The sequence below is a fragment of the Streptomyces sp. MB09-01 genome, assembly GCF_033794505.1.
Classification (GTDB): domain Bacteria; phylum Actinomycetota; class Actinomycetes; order Streptomycetales; family Streptomycetaceae; genus Streptomyces.
This window is the reverse complement of record NZ_JARAYQ010000105.1, coordinates 1-18,680: the sequence shown is the minus strand read 5'-3', so window position 1 is coordinate 18,680 and position 18,680 is coordinate 1. Positions and strand designations below refer to the sequence as shown.

General features: G+C 70.8%; 18 protein-coding genes. 6 read left to right on the top strand and 12 right to left on the bottom strand.

Annotation, left to right across the window (positions count from 1 at the left end; all coding sequences use genetic code 11):
• Window positions 1-9 precede the first annotated feature (9 nt).
• Window positions 10-438: a hypothetical protein gene (locus tag PV721_RS22035; RefSeq protein WP_319727065.1), complete on the top strand. Its 429-nt coding sequence runs from the start codon at window positions 10-12 to the stop codon at window positions 436-438.
• A gap of 16 nt (window positions 439-454) precedes the next feature.
• Here the strand turns inward: PV721_RS22035 and PV721_RS22030 are convergent, their stop codons facing one another.
• From PV721_RS22030 to PV721_RS22015, 4 genes are all read right to left on the bottom strand, one after another.
• Complete coding sequence (locus PV721_RS22030) at window positions 455-844, bottom strand: SHOCT domain-containing protein (protein ID WP_319727064.1); 390 nt, start codon at window positions 842-844, stop codon at window positions 455-457.
• An 84-nt stretch (window positions 845-928) separates the two neighbouring features.
• Complete coding sequence (locus tag PV721_RS22025; RefSeq protein WP_319727061.1) at window positions 929-1,453, bottom strand: methylated-DNA--[protein]-cysteine S-methyltransferase; 525 nt, start codon at window positions 1,451-1,453, stop codon at window positions 929-931.
• Between the two features lie 10 nt (window positions 1,454-1,463).
• Window positions 1,464-2,948 carry an AlkA N-terminal domain-containing protein gene (locus PV721_RS22020; protein ID WP_319727060.1) on the bottom strand — a complete coding sequence of 495 codons (1,485 nt, stop codon included), beginning with the start codon at window positions 2,946-2,948 and terminating at the stop codon, window positions 1,464-1,466.
• 189 nt (window positions 2,949-3,137) lie between these two features.
• Entirely contained in the window at window positions 3,138-4,343 is a 1,206-nt protein-coding gene (locus PV721_RS22015; RefSeq protein ID WP_319727058.1) for a helix-turn-helix domain-containing protein, read from the bottom strand.
• 173 nt (window positions 4,344-4,516) lie between these two features.
• Here PV721_RS22015 and PV721_RS22010 point away from each other — a divergent pair, with 173 nt between their 5' ends.
• From PV721_RS22010 to PV721_RS21990, 5 genes are all read left to right on the top strand, one after another.
• Complete coding sequence (locus PV721_RS22010; RefSeq protein WP_416371149.1) at window positions 4,517-5,317, top strand: ABC transporter ATP-binding protein; 801 nt, start codon at window positions 4,517-4,519, stop codon at window positions 5,315-5,317.
• An 82-nt stretch (window positions 5,318-5,399) separates the two neighbouring features.
• A complete protein-coding gene (locus PV721_RS22005; protein ID WP_319727057.1) occupies window positions 5,400-6,206 on the top strand; it encodes an ABC transporter ATP-binding protein in 807 nt (268 codons plus the stop codon).
• A complete protein-coding gene (locus tag PV721_RS22000) occupies window positions 6,203-7,093 on the top strand; it encodes a branched-chain amino acid ABC transporter permease (RefSeq protein ID WP_319727056.1) in 891 nt (296 codons plus the stop codon). Before PV721_RS22005 ends, PV721_RS22000 begins: the two co-directional genes overlap by 4 nt.
• A 16-nt stretch (window positions 7,094-7,109) precedes the next feature.
• Entirely contained in the window at window positions 7,110-8,150 is a 1,041-nt protein-coding gene (locus PV721_RS21995) for a branched-chain amino acid ABC transporter permease (protein WP_319727074.1), read from the top strand.
• Window positions 8,147-9,424 (top strand): ABC transporter substrate-binding protein, encoded by a 1,278-nt coding sequence (locus PV721_RS21990; RefSeq protein ID WP_319727055.1) that lies wholly within the window; start codon window positions 8,147-8,149, stop codon window positions 9,422-9,424. Before PV721_RS21995 ends, PV721_RS21990 begins: the two co-directional genes overlap by 4 nt.
• Before the next feature lie 153 nt (window positions 9,425-9,577).
• Here the strand turns inward: PV721_RS21990 and pssA are convergent, their stop codons facing one another.
• The 8 genes from pssA to PV721_RS21950 all read right to left on the bottom strand — a co-directional run bounded on the left by pssA (window position 9,578) and on the right by PV721_RS21950 (window position 18,617).
• Window positions 9,578-10,435: a CDP-diacylglycerol--serine O-phosphatidyltransferase gene (pssA, locus tag PV721_RS21985; protein ID WP_319727052.1), complete on the bottom strand. Its 858-nt coding sequence runs from the start codon at window positions 10,433-10,435 to the stop codon at window positions 9,578-9,580.
• A complete protein-coding gene (locus PV721_RS21980) occupies window positions 10,422-11,078 on the bottom strand; it encodes a phosphatidylserine decarboxylase (protein ID WP_030010161.1) in 657 nt (218 codons plus the stop codon). The genes pssA and PV721_RS21980 overlap by 14 nt, the downstream gene beginning before the upstream one ends.
• 186 nt (window positions 11,079-11,264) lie before the next feature.
• Window positions 11,265-12,470: an acyl-CoA dehydrogenase family protein gene (locus PV721_RS21975; protein ID WP_030027413.1), complete on the bottom strand. Its 1,206-nt coding sequence runs from the start codon at window positions 12,468-12,470 to the stop codon at window positions 11,265-11,267.
• A 2-nt stretch (window positions 12,471-12,472) separates the two neighbouring features.
• Window positions 12,473-12,985, bottom strand: a complete 513-nt coding sequence (locus PV721_RS21970; RefSeq protein WP_030715386.1) for a MaoC family dehydratase — start codon at window positions 12,983-12,985, stop codon at window positions 12,473-12,475.
• A gap of 5 nt (window positions 12,986-12,990) precedes the next feature.
• Window positions 12,991-13,965, bottom strand: a complete 975-nt coding sequence (locus PV721_RS21965; protein ID WP_249768874.1) for an HpcH/HpaI aldolase/citrate lyase family protein — start codon at window positions 13,963-13,965, stop codon at window positions 12,991-12,993.
• Window positions 13,962-16,040 (bottom strand): protein meaA, encoded by a 2,079-nt coding sequence (locus PV721_RS21960; RefSeq protein ID WP_319727045.1) that lies wholly within the window; start codon window positions 16,038-16,040, stop codon window positions 13,962-13,964. Before PV721_RS21960 ends, PV721_RS21965 begins: the two co-directional genes overlap by 4 nt.
• Window positions 16,041-16,071: 31 nt before the next feature.
• Window positions 16,072-17,409, bottom strand: coding sequence for a crotonyl-CoA carboxylase/reductase (gene ccrA, locus PV721_RS21955; protein WP_319727044.1), 1,338 nt, complete (start codon window positions 17,407-17,409; stop codon window positions 16,072-16,074).
• 395 nt (window positions 17,410-17,804) lie between these two features.
• Entirely contained in the window at window positions 17,805-18,617 is an 813-nt protein-coding gene (locus PV721_RS21950; protein WP_319727043.1) for a TetR family transcriptional regulator, read from the bottom strand.
• Between the last annotated feature and the right edge of the window lie 63 nt (window positions 18,618-18,680).

Below are 18,680 nucleotides of genomic sequence, written 5' to 3'. Positions count from 1 at the left end.
AATCAGCTGATGATCACGATGTACGCCTGGCCCAGTACCGCAGACGGGCCCGACGCCCTTCCCATGGTCCACTTCACCACCGACCAGCAGTCCGCCGGCGAGGTGACCCCGGAGGGGGTGCCGGTCTGGCTGTTCGACACGGCGATCCGCGAGGGCGGCTGGTGCCGGTTCACCGACTTCGACGGCTGGTCGGTGCCCGCCACCGAGTGGCGGGCACTGTACCGGCGCGAGGAAGACCTGCTCGCCGTCAGCGGCCCCGGCTCCTGCGAGGGCTGGTACGAGGGAAACCTGGGGGCCGACGCCGAATGGGTGGCGGCGGCCGCCGCCCAGCAGAGCGTGGTCCTGCTCGCCGCCCCCGTACAGCACCCCTCGCTCTACAGCTACGCCGTGGAGGCGGGCGCCGCCTTCGCCCTGCTGGTCCCCCTCCTCGTCGTCTGACCCGCGCAGGGGGCGGTCAGGCCAGGAGCTTGGCCTTGGCGCGGTCGAACTCCTCCTGGGTGATGTCGCCCTTGTCCTTGAGGGCGGACAGCTTGTGCAGCTGGTCGGCCGCGCCGGCGCCGGGGCTCGCGGCCTGCTGGACGTAGCTCCGGAAGGCCGCCTCGTTCTCCTGGACCTGCTTCATGTCCCGCTCGCCCATGCTCCTGCCGCGGGCGATGAGGTAGACGAACACGCCGAGGAACGGGAGCAGGAGCACGAAGACGAGCCATCCCGCCTTCGCCCAGCCGTTGAGGCTGTGGTCACGGAACAGGTCCGTGATGACCTTGAAGAGCAGGAAGAACCACATGATCCACAGGAACAGCCACAACATCGTCCAGAAGATGTTGAGAAGCGGGTAGTCGTCCATGCCCGGCTCCGATCTTGTAGCGGTGCTTCCTTCATACAGTCGCTCCGGAAGGACCGCATGCGGAGCGGGTCCGAAAGGACACCCCTAGAGCAGCTGGCCCTGGATCGGCTGCCCCGACTCGAAGGCCAGCAGCCGCACCTTCCGGTCGAGCCCGCCGCCGTAGCCGGTCATGCCGCCCGAGGCGCCGATCACCCGGTGGCACGGCACGATGATGCCGACCGGGTTCTTGCCGTTGGCCAGACCCACCGCGCGCGAGGCGTTCGGCTTGCCCAGCCTGGCCGCGAGCTCCCCGTACGACCACGTCTGGCCGTACGGGATCCGTACGAGCTGGTCCCAGACGCTGCGCTGGAAATCCGTGCCCTCCAGGCGGAGGGGCAGGTCGAAGTCGGTGAGCTCCCCGGCGAAGTACGCGGCGAGCTGGCGCTCCACTTCGGGGAACGGCTCCTCCGTGGCGGCGACCCGCTCCCCGAAGGACTCCTCGGCCGGCCGGTGGCGCTGCTCCGTCATGTAGAGGCCGCTGAGGACGCCGTCCGTGGCGACCAGGGTGAGCGGGCCGTAGGGGCTGTCGACGACGGCGTGCTGCTTTCCGCTGTTGACGGTGGTTCGCATGGTGTGCTCCTCAGACGGGCAGGCGGTTGATCGGGTGGGCGTCGGTGGCCCACAGGTACTGGACGGCGTACGCGCGCCACGGCCGCCAGGCCGCCGCGCGGGCGGTCAGCGCCGCGGGACCGGCCGGCAGCCCGAGCCCCTGCGCGGCCCGCCGCACGCCCAGATCGGACGGCAGGAACGCGTCCGGGTCGCCGAGCGCCCGCATCGCGATGATCTCGGTGGTCCACGGGCCGAAGCCGGGCAGCGCCGAGAGCTGCGCCCGCGCCTCGTCCCAGTCACTGTCGAAGCCGAGCGGCAGCGAGCCGTCCGCGAGCTCCGAGACCAGGGTGGTCAGCGTCGTGCGGCGGCTGCGTGGCAGGGCCAGGGACTCCGGGTCCAGCGCGGCGAGCGCCTGCGGGGAGGGGAAGAGGTGCGTCAGCCCGCCCAGGGGGTCCTCGACGCGCTCGCCGTGCGCGGTCACCAGCCGGGCCGCGTGCGTGCGCGCCGCCGCGGTGGACACCTGCTGGCCCAGGACCGCCCGTACGGCGAACTCCTGCGCGTCGACCGTACGGGGGACCCGGCGCCCGGGGGCCTTGTCCACGAGCGGGGCCAGCAGCGGGTCGGACCGCAGCTGCTCGTCGACGGCCTCCGGATCGGCGTCCAGGTCGAGCATCCAGCGGCAGCGGCTGATGGCGATGGTGAGGTCGCGCAGGTCGGTCAGGGCGAGGCGGCAGCCGATGTGGTCGGGCTGCGGGGTCAGGGCGACGACGCCGGTGCCGTGGGGCAGGCGCAGGGTGCGGCGGTAGGCGCCGTCGCGCCACTCCTCGACGCCGGGGACCGCGGTCGCGGCCAGGTGCCCGAAGAGGTTGTCGGGGTTCAGGGGGGCCCGGAACGGCAGCCGCAGGCTGATCGTCCCCGGGATCCGGGGCGGGTCGTTCTTGTGGCGGCCGGCCTTCACGGCCCGCTCCCGCAGCTCGCTCGGGGACAGGGCGAAGACCTCGCGGACGGTGTCGTTGAAGGTGCGGATGGAGGCGAACCCGGCCGCGAAGGCCACGTCGCCCATGGGGAGCTCGGAGGTCTCGATGAGCAGCCGGGCGGTCTGCGCGCGCTGGGCCCTCGCCAGGGCCAGCGGGCCGGCCCCGAGCTCGGCGTTGAGCTGCCGCTCCACCTGGCGGGTGGAGTACCCGAGCCTCGTCGCGAGCCCCGGCACGCCCTCGCGGTCGACGACCCCGTCCTGGATCAGCCGCATCGCGCGAGCGACGGCATCGGCCCGTGCGTTCCACTCCGGCGAGCCGGGGCTGGTGTCGGGCCGGCACCGCTTGCACGCCCGGAACCCGGCCTGCTGGCAGGCGGCGGCGCTGGGCAGGAAGGTCATGTTCTCGACCTTCGGCGGCACGGCGGGGCAGCTGGGCCGGCAGTAGATCCGGGTGGTCAGCACGGCGGTGAAGAACCAGCCGTCGAAGCGTGCGTCCTTCGACTGGACAGCCCTCACGCAACGCTCTGTATCGGTGTGCATGACTCCAGGATCCGGGGTGGGATCCACCACGGCTGGCGGTTTTCCGACATCAAGCCTAGCGGCCGGCGCCGGCTCGACGGTGCGGAGCGCGCGGCTCCCTCCGGCCCTGCCCGGGCCTCGGGGCGGAGCCCCGGCCTCTGGACCCGCCGCGATCGAGGCCGGGGCGCGGGCCGGGCCCCCCGCGCCGGCTCAGGCGCCCGCCGCCCCGGACGCGCCGGCCAGCCGGTTCGCGTCCAAGGCCAGCGTCAGCGCGATCAGGTCCCGCGGCCGCGACAGGGAGCGGGACGTCAGGTGCTCCAATCGCCGCAGCCGGTTGAAGACCGTGTTCCGGTGGCAGTACAGACGCGTCGCCGCGCGCCCGGCGGAGCCCTCTGCGGTGAGCCAGGCGTCCAGGGTCTCCAGCAGCACCGCCCGGTCCGCCGGATCCAGTTCCAGCAGGGGTCCCAGGACCGCCTGGACCAGCTCCCCCGCCAGCTCGGGCTGCCGCACGACCAGCGCCGTGGGGAGCCGTTCCGACAGCCGGACCAGGGCCCGCTCCTCCGCGCCGCACGTGGCCAGCGCCGTCTCCGCCAGCCGCCGCGCCCGGCCCAGCTCCGCCAGCCCGCCCACCACGGGGCCGATCCCGCCGGGGCCGGGGCACCGGTCGGCCAGCTCCGCCGCCAGCTCGTCCAGCGAGGACGTGCCGAGGGCCACCACCGCCAGCTCCTGCTCCGCCCGCATCCGCCAGAACAGCCGCATCCCGCCCGCCGACGTCACCCGGTGCACCGAGTCACGCCGGTCCACCGGGAGCACGACCACCGCGTACCGTCCCTGCTCCGGCAGGTCCAGGCCCGCCGCCGCCCGCGCCGCCAGGCCCGGCGCCGCGTCCCCCTCCAGCAGCGCGTCCAGCAGGGCCTGCACCCGCTCGTCGCTGCGCCGGCGCATCTCCCGCTCGCCCGCCCGGTAGGCCTCGGCCGTCGCGGCCGCCTGCTGTTCGATCCCGGCCCACATCGCACCCGCCGTCCGGGCCAGGACGGGCAGGGCCTCCGGATCCTCCTCCGTGACGATGTCCAGCAGCGCGTCCCACGTCAGCCGGCCGGCGCGCCGGTACGCGTACAGCAACAGGTCCAGCGGCAGGCCCTGTTCGGCCCGGCGCCGCCCCAGCTCCTCCGCGTAGGCCAGGTCCTTGCGATGGTCCGAGCGGCGCGCGGCGAAGGCCTCGATGCCGTACCGCATCGCCTCGCTGATCTGCTGCCAGTGCTCGTCCCGCGGTACCGCCAGGTCGAACAGCGGCGAGTGCTTCGCCAGATCGACGATGAGCTGCTCGGTCAGCACGGGGACGCGCTCCAGCAGCACCTCGGCCGCCGTCAGCAGCACCGACCATTCCGCTTCCGTCCGTGCCCGGCGTCCGCTCATGGCCGCAGAGGATGTCACCCGGGGGCCGTCGGCGTAAGAGGCCCCGTCGGCAGGTCTGTGCCGCTGCACAACCGCACCCCGTCCCGGGCTGGTCATCGGCAGCGATTCCGCTTCGGGCCGTGGACGCCCGGCCGCGACGGGTGCTGGTCTGTGCGCCAGCACAATGCCAAACAGTGGGAGGGGATGTGGCCTCGCTCCAGGTGAGCGCACTGTCCGTCGGCTACGGGCCGGTGCGGGCACTGCGCGCCGTGTCGCTCGACGTACCCGCGGGCGCCGTGGTCGTCGTACTCGGCGGGAACGGCGCAGGAAAAACGACCCTGCTGCGGGCGGTGTCCCGGACGCTCGCCTTCCACCGGGGCGCCGCCACCGAAGGGACCATCAGCTTCGACGGGCGCCCGCTGGACGACCGCGGCCCGGCCGGGGCGGTCGCCGCCGGGGTCGTGCAGGTCCCCGAGGGGAGGCAGGTGTTCACCCGGATGACCGTTGCGGACAACCTGCGGGCCGGGGCCCTCGGAGCCCGGGCCGGCTCCCGCGCCGACTCCGCCCGCTCGCTGGCCCGCGTCCACGAGCTGTTCCCGGTCCTGGCCCGGCGGGCCCGGCAGCGGGCGGGCCTGCTGTCCGGTGGCGAGCAGCAGATGCTGGCGCTCGGCCGGGCGCTGATGGCACGCCCCCGCCTGCTGCTCCTCGACGAGCCCTCGCTGGGCCTCGCGCCGAAGATGGCCGCCACCATCGCCGAGACGATCACCGAGATCAACGCATCGGGCACCTCGGTGCTGCTGGTGGAGCAGAACGCGGCCCTCGCGCTCCGGCTGGCCTCGTACGCGTACGTCCTGGAGGTCGGCGAGGTCACCCTGGCGGGCCCGGCCGCCGAGCTGGCGGCCTCCGACGAGGTGCGCCGCCGCTACCTCGGCATCACCGACGAGGACGCCCCGGCACCGCGGGCGACGCACACCCTGAGCAGGTGGTCCGCATGATCCGGCCCGCGATGGCCCCATGGACGGCCGGAGGCGGCACGCCCCCGCCCGGCGCGGCGCAGACCGACGGGAGGCGGTCGCCGTGACCACGCCCGCACCCCCGCGGCCGGCCGGCCCGCCGACCCTCGCGGTCACCGACGTGACCGTCCGCTTCGCGGGCCTCACCGCCCTCGACTCCGTCTCCTTCACCGTCGAGCCCGGCAGCGTGCACGCCCTCATCGGCCCCAACGGCGCCGGCAAGTCCACCTGCTTCAACGTGCTCTCCGGGGTCTACCGGTCCGCCTCCGGCAGCGTGCGCTTCGGCGCCACCGAGCTCACCGGCCTCGCCCCGCACGCCGTCGCCGCCCTCGGCGTCGCCCGTACCTTCCAGAACCTGGCGCTGCCCCCGCACACCACGGTCGCCGACAGCCTGCTCCTCGGCCGCCACCGGCTGATGCGCTCGGGGTTCCTCGCCACCGGGCTGCGGCTGCCGTCCGCAGTCCGCGAGGACCGGCTGCACCGCGAACGGGTCCGCGAGATCGCCGAATTCGTGGGCCTGGAGGCCGATCTGGCAGCTCCCGCGGGTTCCCTCCCGTACGGCAAGCAGAAACTCGTCGAACTGGCCCGGGCCCTGTGCATGGAGCCCCGGCTGCTCCTCCTGGACGAACCCGTCGCCGGGATGACCGCGGACGAGCGCACGCGCACCGCCGCCGTCGTCGCGGGCGTCCGCGACGGCCTCGGCATCTCGATCGTGCTGGTCGAACACGACATGGGGGTGGTGATGCGGCTCGCGGACGCGGTGACCGTACTCGACTTCGGCAAACGGATAGGCGGCGGGACCCCCGCCCAGGTGCAGAACGACCCGGCGGTCGTCCGCGCCTACCTCGGCGAGGAGGACCCGGCCGCGTGACCACCTTCCTGGAACTGCTCCTCGGCGGCCTCTCCATGGGCTCCGTCTACGCCTTGATCGCCCTCGGCTTCGTGGTCATCTTCAAGGCCACGGAAGTCGTCAACTTCGCCCACGCCTCCCTCCTCCTGGCGGGCGGTTACGTCACCGCAGTCCTGCACGACGACATCGGCTTCTGGCCCGCCCTCGCGGTGGGCACCGGCGCGGCCGCCGCGGTCGGGGCCGGGGTGGAGTTCCTGGTGATGCGACGCTACCGGGGCCAGGACCCGGGCGTCCTCGCCATCGTCACCATCGGCGTCGACATCCTGCTCATCACCGACCTCACCCGTCGCATCGGTACGGACGTGCTCGCCCTCGGCGACCCGTGGGGAGCGGCCGTACTCCGCCTCGGACCGGTCACCGTGCCGCAGACCCGCATCGCCGCCCTGATCGCCGCGTCCCTGATGATCACCGTCTTCCTCCTCGCCTTCCGCCACACCGCTTGGGGCGTGGCCATGCGGGCCGCCGCCGAGAAACCGGAGACGGCCGCGCTGATGGGCGTACGGCTGGGCAGGGTGTCCCTGGCCGCATGGGCGGTAGCCGGAGCCCTGGCTGCGGTGGCCGCGCTCTTCCTCACCGTCTTCCCCACCCCCGGACTGGAACGGGCCACCTCGCTGGCCGCCCTCAAGGCCTTCCCCGCGGCCATCCTCGGCGGCCTCGACTCCACCACCGGCGCCCTGGCGGGCGGCCTGATCGTCGGTGTCACCGAGGCCATGGCCACCGGCTACCAGAGCCAGCTCGCCTTCCTCGGCCGCGGCATCGGCGACCTCGCCCCGTACGTGGTGATGGTCGTGGTCCTGCTCCTGCGCCCGGCCGGCCTCTTCGGCACGAAGGAGCTCGCCCGTGTCTGACACCCTCCGCCGGACCATGGCGGCCGCCGGGGCCGCGGTGCTGCTGGCCCTGCCCTTCTACCTCGAGCGGTTCTGGCTCCAGGCCGGGCTGTTCGCCATCGCCGCCGGGATCGGCGCCATCGGGCTCAACCTGCTCACCGGGGCCACCGGCCAGCTGTCCATGGGGCACGCCTTCTTCCTCGCCGTCGGCGCGTACGGATACTGCGCGCTCGCCGGTGACGGCGGCCGCTCCGGCGGCCACGACCTCGTGGGCCTCGGCCTGCCCAGCTGGCTCGCGGCCGTCCTCGCCGTCGCCCTCGCGGGAGCCGCCGGCGGCCTCTTCAGCCCCATCGCCGGCCGGCTGCGCGGCGCGTACCTGGGCATCGCCACCCTCGCCCTGATCTTCATCGGGCAGCACGTCCTGTTCAACGCGACCCCTCTGACCGGCGGCTTCAACGGCCGGGCCGTCGAACCCCTCTCCCTCTTCGGCATCACCTTCGACGACACCGAGACCGTGATCGCCGCCGTCCCCTTCCAGTCCGCCGAGAAGCTCTGGTACGTCGCCCTCGCCGCCCTCCTGGGCTGTGCGCTCCTCGCCCGCGGCATCCTGCGCGGACGTCCGGGCCGCGCCATGAACGCCATCCGCGACCACAACATCGCAGCCGGCGTCATGGGCGTCCCCGTCGCCCGCTACCGGGCCGCCGTCTTCGTCCTGTCCTCCATGTACGCCGGCCTGGCGGGGGTGCTGCTCGCCCTCGTCTTCCAGCGCACCGTGCCCGACTACTTCGGCATGGTCCTGTCCCTCGAATACCTGGCCATGATCGTGATCGGCGGCCTCGGCACGGTCGCGGGCTCCGTCATCGGTGCGGTCTTCGTCTCCCTGCTGCCCCAGCTGCTCACCCGCTACAGCGACGCCCTCCCGCTCGTCTCCGCCCCGGGCACCGGCGGGGTCTCCCCGGGCGAGGCGTCCCGCTACCTGTACGGCGCGGCCGTCGTCGCCGTCGTCCTGTTCCTCCCGGGCGGCCTCGCCCGGATCCGGCCCTCCCAGTCCGCACGTCCCCCGAAGGAGCCAGCGTGACCAGACCCAGTGCGAACAAGCGAGCGCGATTCGGTACGGCCCTCACGGCCGCGCTCGTCCTCACCGGCGCGGCCGGCTGCAGCGCCAAGGCGGGCGGCGGCACCGAGGACAAGCACGCCGAAGGCGGGGTCAAGGCCGGCAAGGGGGTCACCGCCACCGCCATCCGGCTCGGCGCCCTCACCGACATGACCGGTGTCTACGCCTCCCTCGGCAAGAGCGTCACGCAGGCCCAGCAGCTCTGGATCAAGCAGACCAACGACGCGGGCGGCATCTGCGGCCGGCGGCTGGAACTGACCGTCCGCGACCACGGCTACGACCCGCAGAAGGCCCTCGCCGGCTACACCGAGCTGGAGCCCGACGTGCTGGGCTTCGCCCAGTTCATCGGCTCGCCCTTCGTCGCCGCGGCCAAGGACCGGATCGACGGCCAGGACAAGGGCCTGGTCATTCCGCAGGCCTGGTCCGCCTCACTGCTGGGCAGCGCCTCCATCCGCACGGTCGGGGCCACGTACGACATCGAGACGGTCAATGCCATCGGCTACCTCCTCGAACAGAAGCGGATCGCCTCGGGCGACAAGATCGGGCACGTGTACTTCGAGGGGGACTACGGCGAGAACTCCCTCGCCGGGGCCAGGCACGCGGCCGAGGAGGCCGGGCTCACCGTCGTCGAGCAGAAGATCAAGCCCACCGACAACGACATGTCCGCGCAGGTCGCGGCCCTCAAGCAGGCCGGGGTCAAGGCCGTGGTGATCAGTGCGGGGCCCAAGCAGGCGGCCTCGCTGGTCGGCGTTGCGGCGGCCGGCGGCTGGAACGTCCCCGTGGTCGGCAACAACTCCGCCTTCGCCCCCCAGCTGCTCGCCACCCCGGCGGGTGCGGCCCTGCAGAAGGACTACTACGTCGCCGCGTCCACCCTGCCCATCGGCTCCACCGCGGCCGGCCCGACGGCCCTCGCCACGGCCTACAAGGCCGCGTACCCGGACGCCGGGCTCGACAACGGCGTGGTGGCCGGTTACACGGCCGCAGGGGTCTACGGAGAGGCCCTGAAGAAGGCCTGCGCCGACAAGGACCTCACCCGCGAGGGCGTCGGCAAGGCCCTGCTGACCCTGAAGGCCTACGACAGCGGCTTCGGCATCACGCACGACTTCTCCGACCCGAAGGCCCCATCGACCCGGCAGAGCGTGATCATGAAGCCGGACGCGCAGACCCCGGGCGGCCTGAAGGTGATCAAGGAAGCCGCCGTCGCCCCGGCGGCCCGGTCGTACACACCGGGCAGCTGAGACTTCTGCGGCCCCGCCGGCGTTCGAGGCGGGGTCCGGGGTGGAGCCCCGGGACGCCCGGGCGCAGCCCGGGGCCGCTCGCGCGGCGCCGCACACGACGGGAGGGCCCCGGATGCCGTCGGCATCCGGGGCCCTCTCGTACGAGCGGTACGGCTAGCGCAGCGAAGCGCGGGCCTCGCGGCGGTTGTGCCGGAAGGTGTTCGCCCTCCGGGTCGTCGCGAACAGCGGAATGGTCGCCGCCATCGCGATCTGCAGGGCGCAGCCGGTCTGGAGCAGCAGCTGACCGCCCGGGGCGTCGAACGCCCAGGCCGCCAGCAGCCCCATCGCGCTGATGATCCAGCAGAGCATCGCCACGGCGAGAACGCCCCGCGGCTTCGGGTACTCGACCCGGCTCACCATCAGCCAGGCCACCCCGATGATCGCCAGCAGGGTCGGGACGAACGGCAGCTCCAGCAGCACGATCGAGACGACCGTCAGCGCGCCGAAGGGGCTCGGCATGCCCTGGAACATGCCGTCCTTCATCGTCACGCAGCTGAATCTCGCGAGGCGCAGCACCACGGCGAGCAGCACCACGATCGCGGCCAGCGCCGACATCTTCTGGTGCGCGTCCACGGCGACCATGCCGTAGACGAGCACGAAGTAGGCGGGGGCCAGGCCGAAGCTGATCAGGTCGGACAGGTTGTCCAGCTCGGCACCCATCGGCGAGCTGCGCAGCTTGCGGGCCACGATGCCGTCGAACAGGTCGAACACCGCGGCGAGCAGCATCAGTATCACTGCCGTCGCGGCGCTGTTACGGGCCATGCCCGACTCGCCACTGCCGGTGAGGTGCGGGATGAGGATCCCCGTGGTGGTGAAGTACACCGCCATGAATCCGCACGTCGCGTTGCCGAGGGTGAGGGTGTCCGCTATCGACAGCCGCAGCGAGAGCGGCATGTCGTCCTCGGCGGACTCCTCCTCGGCAGGTTCGGGCACCCAGCCGGCGGCCGGAGTCTCAGGGTCAGTCACGGTCAATTCGTGTCACCCCCGCGGTGGTGGCCTGACCGACCTCGACCGCGACCTCGACGCCCTCGGGGAGGTAGATGTCGACGCGGGAGCCGAAGCGGATCAGACCGATGCGTTCGCCCTGCTCCACCTTGGTGCCGGCCGGCAGGTACGGGACGATGCGACGGGCGACGGCGCCGGCGATCTGCACCATCTCGATGTCGCCGAGCTCGGTGTCGAAGTGCCAGACAACGCGCTCGTTGTTCTCGCTCTCCTTGTTGAACGCCGGGACGAATCCGCCGGGGATGTGCTCCACGGACGTCACCGTGCCCGCAAGGGGCGCGCGGTTGACGTGGACGTTCAGCGGGCTCATGAAGATCGCGACCCGGGTCCGTCCGTCCTTCCACGGCATGATGCTCTGCACCACACCGTCGGCGGGCGAGATGACACGGCCCTGAGCGATCTCACGCTCGGGGTCGCGGAAGAACCACAGCATGCCCGCGGCGAGCGCGGTTGCGGGCACGGCCGCCGCGGCCCAGCGTCCGGACTTGCGGGCCCGGGTGAGGCTGAGCGCCGCGGTGGCGACGGTCGGCAGAAGCCACGGCGATGCTCCGCGCGCGAGGCGTACGCCAAGGAGGCTGTCGCGAGGTGCAGAGGTTTGGCTGTGGGGCATGGATGACCTTCGTAGCGGGTGATTGCCGCGCCGCAAACAGGGGGACGGGACGGCGGCTTTACTGGAATGCTATCGGTTGCACGCAACAACTGGGCAAGCCAGAAGCCGAGTCGATGACCGTCGGCCAGTGACTGGTAGTGACCCTTTCGCGACGAACCCATGGATGATTCGCCGCAAAAGGGACTTTCAGCCCTGGAGTCGGTACTCCTCGAGCAGGCGTCGCCCAATGATCATTTTCTGGATCTCGGCGGTACCTTCACCGATCAGCAGCATCGGAGCTTCCCGGTAGAGACGCTCGATCTCGTACTCCTTCGAGAACCCGTATCCGCCGTGAATGCGGAACGCGTCCTCGACCACCTCCTTGCAGTACTCGGAGGCGAGGTACTTCGCCATCCCTGCTTCGAGGTCGTTTCGTTCCCCAGAGTCCTTTTTGCGTGCTGCATTGACCATCATCGCATGGGCAGCTTCGACCTTGGTAGCCATCTCGGCCAGCTTGAACTGGATGGCCTGGTGTTCGGCGATCGCCTTGCCGAAAGTGTGACGTTGCTGGGCATAGGAGACACCCAGTTCGAAAGCACGCTGAGCGACGCCACAGCCACGCGCCGCCACGTTCACGCGGCCGACCTCGACCCCGTCCATCATTTGGTAAAACCCTCGGCCCGTCTGGCCTCCGAGGACCCGATTGGCCGGAATGCGCAGTCCGTCCATGATGAGCTCGGTCGTGTCGACGCCCTTGTAGCCCATCTTGTCGATCTTGCCAGGGATGGTCAGACCGGGACGGACCTCACCGAAGCCCGGCTCCTTCTCGACGAGGAAGGTCGTCATCGACTTGTGGGGCGCCGTGCCCTCGGGGTGGCCTTCGTCACTTCGGACGAGAACGGCCACCAGGGTGGAGCTGCCACCGTTCGTCAGCCACATCTTCTGACCGTTCAGGACGTACTCGTCGCCGTCCTTCACCGCCTTCGACGAGATGGCCGACACGTCGGAGCCCAGCGCCGGCTCGGACATCGAGAACGCGCCGCGCACCTCGCCCAGCGCCATCCGGGGGAGGAAATGGTCCTTCTGCTCCTGCGTGCCGTGCTGCTTGAGCATGTACGCCACGATGAAGTGGGTGTTGATGATGCCCGAGACGGACATCCAGCCCCGCGCGATCTCCTCGACGCACAGGGCGTAGGTGAGAAGCGACTCACCCAGGCCGCCGTACTCCTCCGGGATCATCAGCCCGAAGAGGCCGAGCTCCTTGAGACCGTCGACGATCTGCTGCGGGTACTCGTCGCGGTGCTCCAGCTCGGTCGCGACCGGGATGATCTCCTTGTCGACGAACTCCCGGACGGTCTTCAGGATCTCCCGCTGGACGTCCGTGAGCCCGGCGGTCTGGGCGAGTCGGGCCATGGCTACTTCTCCTGGGTCTTCAGCTGGGGGCGGCCGGGCTGCTCGCCGCCGCGCTCCTTGATGTACGTCTCGGTCGGGACCATCACCTTGCGCCGGAAGACGCAGACGAGGGTGCCGTCCTGCTTGTAGCCCTTGGTTTCGACGTAGACGATGCCGCGGTCGTTCTTCGACTTCGACGGGGTCTTGTCGAGGACCGTGGTCTCGCCGTAGATGGTGTCGCCGTGGAAGGTCGGCGCCACGTGCCGCAGGGACTCGATCTCCAGGTTGGCGATGGCCTTCCCGGAGACGTCCGGCACGGACATGCCGAGCAGCAGCGAGTAGATGTAGTTGCCCACGACCACGTTCTTGCCGAAGTCGGTGGTGTTCTCGGCGTAATTGCTGTCCATGTGGAGCGGGTGGTGGTTCATGGTCAGCAGACAGAAGAGGTGGTCGTCGTACTCGGTGACCGTCTTCCCGGGCCAGTGCTTGTAGACCGCCCCGACCTCGAACTCTTCGTACGTGCGTCCGAACTGCATGGTGCTCAGGCCTCCGGGATCTCGAACTTGCTGGTGCGCTGCATCCCCGCCGCGCGGCCCTTGCCCGCGATGACCAGGGCCATCTTGCGGCTGGCCTCGTCGATCATCTCGTCGCCGAGCATCGCGGAGCCCTTCTTGCCGCCGGCCTCCGAGGTGCACCAGTCGTAGGCGTCGAGGATCAGCTCGGCGTGGTCGTAGTCCTCCTGCGAGGGGGAGAAGACCTCGTTGGCCGCGTCGACCTGGCCCGGGTGCAGCACCCACTTGCCGTCGAAGCCCAGCGCCGCCGCCCGGCCCGCCACCTCGCGGTAGGCGTCCACGTCACGGATCTGGAGGAAGGGGCCGTCGATCGCCTGCAGGTTGTGCATACGGGCCGCCATCAGGATCCGCATCAGGATGTAGTGGTAGGCGTCCGCGCCGTAGCCGGGCGGCTGCATGCCCACGACCAGCGACTTCATGTTGATGGAGGCCATGAAGTCGGCCGGGCCGAAGATGATGGTCTCCAGCCGCGGCGAGGCGGCGGCGATCTCGTCGACGTTCACCAGGCCCTTGGCGTTCTCGATCTGCGCCTCGATGCCGATCTTGCCGACCTCGAAGCCCATGGTCTTCTCGATCTGCGTCAGCAGCAGGTCCAGGGCCACGACCTGCTGGGCGTCCTGGACCTTCGGCAGCATGATGCAGTCGAGGTTCTGGCCGGCGCCCTCGACCACCGTGATGACGTCGCGGTACGTCCAGTGCGTGGTCCAGTCGTTGACGCGCACGACCCGGGTCTTGCCCGTCCAGTCGCCGTTGTTCAGCGCGTCCACGATCGTGTGGCGGGCGCCTTCCTTGGCGAGCGGCGCGCAGGCGTCCTCCAGGTCCAGGAAGACCTGGTCGGCCGGCAGGCCCTGGGCCTTCTCGAGGAACCGCGGGTTCGAACCGGGCACCGCGAGGCAGGAGCGGCGCGGGCGGAGACGGTTCACCGGGTGGACTGGCGTGGTCATGCGGGGACCTCCGTGCTTGCAAGGTGTGCGGTGTCGTGAAGGGGGTCGAGCTTGTTCGCTTTGCGGATCTCGTCGACGATACGTCCGATGATCTCCGTGATGCCGAAGTCCTTCGGGGTGAAGACGGCGGCGACTCCGGCAGCCTTGAGCGCCACGGCATCCGCGTTCGGAATGATGCCTCCGACGATGACGGGGATGTCACCCGCCCCCGCCAGACGGAGCCGCTCCAGGACGTCCGGGACGAGAGCGCTGTGCGAGCCGGACAGGATGGACAGTCCCACGCAGTGCACGTCCTCGGCCAGCGCCGCGGAGGAGATCTCCTCCGGGGTCAGCCTGATGCCCTGGTAGACCACCTCGAAGCCCGCGTCGCGGGCCCGGACGGCGATCTGCTCGGCGCCGTTGGAGTGCCCGTCCAGACCCGGCTTGCCGACCAGCAGGCGCAGCCGGCCCGAGCCGAGCTCGTCGGCCGTACGGGCCACCTTCTCGCGGACCTCGTGCATCGGCGTGCCGGGCTCGGCGGTGACCGCGACCGGGGCCGAGGAGACGCCGGTCGGGGCACGGAACTCGCCGAACACCTCGCGCAGCGCGCTCGACCACTCGCCCGTGGTGACACCGGCCCGGGCGCACTCCAGGGTGGCCTCCATCAGGTTCTCGGTGCCGGCCGCGGCCTCCTTGAGGCGCTCCAGGGCCTGCTGGGTGGTGGGGAAGACGAACGGATCGCCGTTCCCCTGCCGGTCCGAGGACTCCTGACGCTCTGCCCGCCAGCGGACGATGCGCTCGACGGTGAGCGCCTCCACCGCCGGGTCGACCGTCATGATGGCGCCGTCCAGGTCGGAGGTGAGCGGGTTCTCCTCGGTCTGCTGGAAGCAGTTGACACCGACGATCTTGTCCTCGCCGGCCTCGATCCGCGCCCGCCGCTCGGCGTGCGAGGAGACCAGCTGGGACTTCAGGTACCCGGACTCGACGGCTGCCATGGCGCCGCCCATCTCCTGGATCCGGTCGATCTCGGCCAGGCAGTCGGCGACCAGGGAGTCGACTTTGGCCTCGATGACGTGGGATCCGGCGAAGATGTCCTCGTACTCCAGCAGGTCGCTCTCGTGCGCGAGGACCTGCTGGATGCGCAGCGACCACTGCTGGTCCCAGGGCCGGGGCAGGCCCAGCGCCTCGTTCCAGGCGGGCAGCTGCACGGCGCGGGCGCGGGCGTCCTTGGAAAGGGTGACCGCGAGCATCTCCAGCACGATGCGCTGGACGTTGTTCTCCGGCTGCGCCTCGGTCAGACCGAGCGAGTTGACCTGGACGCCGTACCGGAAGCGGCGCTGCTTGTCGTTCTCGATGCCGTAGCGCTCACGGGTGACCTTGTCCCAGATGCGGCCGAAGGCGCGCATCTTGCACATCTCCTCGATGAAGCGGACGCCCGCGTTCACGAAGAAGGAGATGCGGGCGACGACCTCGCCGAAGCGCTCCTCGGGCACCTGGCCCGAGTCGCGCACCGAGTCGAGGACCGCGATCGCCGTGGACATCGCGTACGAGATCTCCTGGACCGGGGTGGCCCCGGCCTCCTGCAGGTGGTAGCTGCAGATGTTGATCGGGTTCCACTTCGGGATGTGGTTGACCGTGTACGCGATCATGTCCGTCGTCAGGCGGAGGGACGGCCCCGGCGGGAAGACGTGCGTCCCGCGCGAGAGGTACTCCTTGACGATGTCGTTCTGGGTGGTGCCCTGGAGCTGGGAGACGTCCGCTCCCTGCTCCTCGGCGGCCACCTGGTAGAGCGCCAGCAGCCACATGGCGGTGGCGTTGATCGTCATCGAGGTGTTCATCTGCTCCAGGGGTATGTCCTGGAACAGCCGGCGCATGTCGCCCAGATGGGAGACCGGGACCCCGACCCGGCCCACCTCGCCGCGGGCGAGGATGTGGTCGGGGTCGTAGCCGGTCTGGGTCGGCAGGTCGAAGGCGACCGACAGACCCGTCTGGCCCTTGGCGAGGTTGCGGCGGTACAGCTCGTTGGACGCCTCGGCCGTGGAGTGGCCGGCGTACGTCCGCATGAGCCACGGACGGTCCTTCTGGCGCTCTGTCATCTCAGGCGATCCTTATGGCCTTTGAGCCGACTCAGACGTTGCGGAAGCGGTTGATCGCGTCGAGGTGCCGGGCGCGCATCTCGTGGTCGCGGACGCCGAGGCCCTCCTCGGGGGCGAGCGCGAGGACGCCGACCTTGCCCTGGTGGAGGTTGCGGTGGACGTCGTAGGCGGCCTGGCCGGTCTCCTCCAGGGAGTAGACCTTCGACAGGGTGGGGTGGATCTTGCCCTTGGCGACCAGGCGGTTGGCCTCCCACGCCTCGCGGTAGTTCGCGAAGTGGGAGCCGATGATGCGCTTGAGGGACATCCACAGGTAGCGGTTGTCGTACTCGTGCATGTAGCCGGAGGTCGAGGCGCAGGTGGTGATGGTGCCGCCCTTGCGGGTGACGTAGACCGAGGCGCCGAAGGTCTCGCGGCCGGGGTGCTCGAAGACGATGTCGATGTCCTCGCCGCCGGTCAGTTCGCGGATGCGCTTGCCGAAGCGCTTCCACTCCTTCGGGTCCTGGGTGTGCTCGTCCTTCCAGAACTTGTAGCCCTCGGCGTTGCGGTCGATGACCGCGGTCGCGCCCATGGCGCGGCAGATGTCCGCCTTCTCGGGGCTGGAGACCACGCAGATCGGGTTGGCGCCGCCGGCGAGGGCGAACTGGGTGGCGTACGAGCCGAGCCCGCCGCTCGCGCCCCAGATCAGGACGTTGTCGCCCTGCTTCATGCCGGCGCCGTTGCGGGAGACCAGCTGGCGGTACGCGGTGGAGTTGACCAGGCCGGGGGAGGCGGCCTCCTCCCAGCTGAGGTGGTCGGGCTTGGGCATCAGCTGGTTCGACTTGACCAGGGCGATCTCCGCCAGGCCGCCGAAGTTGGTCTCGAAGCCCCAGATGCGCTGCTCGGGGTCGAGCATCGTGTCGTTGTGGCCGTCGGAGGACTCCAGCTCGACCGAGAGGCAGTGCGCGACGACCTCGTCGCCCGGCTTCCAGGCGTTGACGCCGGGGCCGGTGCGCAGCACGACGCCCGCGAGGTCGGAGCCGATGATGTGGTACGGGAGGTCGTGGCGCTTGGTCAGCTCGGACAGGCGCCCGTAGCGTTCCAGGAAGCTGAAGGTGGAGACCGGCTCGAAGATCGAGGTCCACACGGAGTTGTAGTTGACCGACGAGGCCATGACGGCGACGAGGGCCTCGCCCGGGCCCAGCTCCGGGACCGGGACGTTGTCCAGGTGGATGGACTTGCGCGGGTCCTTCTCGCGCGTCGTCAGCCCCGCGAACATCTCCGTCTCGTCCTTGTGCACGGTGATCGCACGGTAGGAGTCGGGCAGCGGCAGGGCTGCGAAGTCTGCGGCAGTGGCGGACTGCGACTGAATCGCGTCCAGGATGTCCTTCACGGTAGAGCCTCCGACTAGCGCTGATGAGGGTGCGCTGAGGTGAACGGGGTGCAGGGGTGGTGTGCCGTCGGTCCGGCTGGTGTGGTGCTGCTGGGCGGCGCCCGTGGTGAGGCGTGCGGTGCCTGGTGACGCAGGCAATCCGGGGCGCGTTCCGTGCGGTGTGGGCACGGGTCGCGGGGACATCCGGACGAGATTCAACGTATGGCACCCCGTGTCACCCGGCAAGGCACCGCGTGCCAAAACTTTCTCTCATTTGCCGATTGACCTGCACCGATGAGCGATGATCGATCAAAGTTACCGTCGAGTAGGGGCAAGCCGGACATACGCCGGACACAAAAAAGCGGCCGCCCCCGAAACGGGAGCGGCCGCTGTGACGAGTGTCGCTACGGGTGTCGCTATTTGTTGCGCAGAGCCTCTTCGATGGTCCGCATGACCTCGTCCAGCGGAGCGTCCGTACGGGCCACCGCGACCAGCACCTCGCCCTCCGTGCGGACCGCCGCGGGGGCGGCCGGCGCCGTGGTCAGGGTGCGGCCCGCGCCGATCCCCGTGCCGAAGGTCTTCCGGACGATCGAGAAGGCGTGGTCCAGCTGCGCCTCCACGTCCCCTTGGCCGCCCGCCCGCAGCCAGCGCCGCAGCACGTGGTTGTGGGCGGTGACCACCGCCGAGGCGGCCACCTCGGCCAGCAGCGGGTCGTCGTTGCCGTCGTGGTGGTCGTGCTCGTCGAAGTGGGCCAGCAGATAGCGCGTGAACAGCCGCTCGTAGCGGGCCACGGAGGCGATCTCCCGCTCCCGCAGCGCCGGCACCTCGCGGGTCAGCCGGTAGCGCTCCACCGACACCGCGGGGGAGGCGGCGTACATCTTCATGACTTCCTTGATCCCGCGGCACACCGTGTCGAGCGGGTGCTCGTGCGCCGGGGCCACGTCGAGGACGGCCTCGGCGCGGGTCAGGGTGTCGTCGTGGTCCGGGAAGATCGCCTCTTCCTTGGACCGGAAGTGCCGGAAGAAGGTCCGGCGCGCCACCCCGGCGGTCGCGGCGATCTCGTCGACCGTCGTCGCCTCGTACCCCTTGGTCGCGAAGAGCTCCATGGCCGCCGCGGCGAGCTCGCGGCGCATCTTGAGCCGCTGGGCGGCCGCCTTGGTGCCGGCCGGGCTCTCCGGGCTGTCGGAGGCGGTGGCGGCGCGGGGCGAGGTCTTGGCGGGCTGGGACATAGAGCGAAAGTACTTCATTCGCGCAGGGGAGCGCGCCTGCGGGGGGTAGGAGGGGGGTGGATG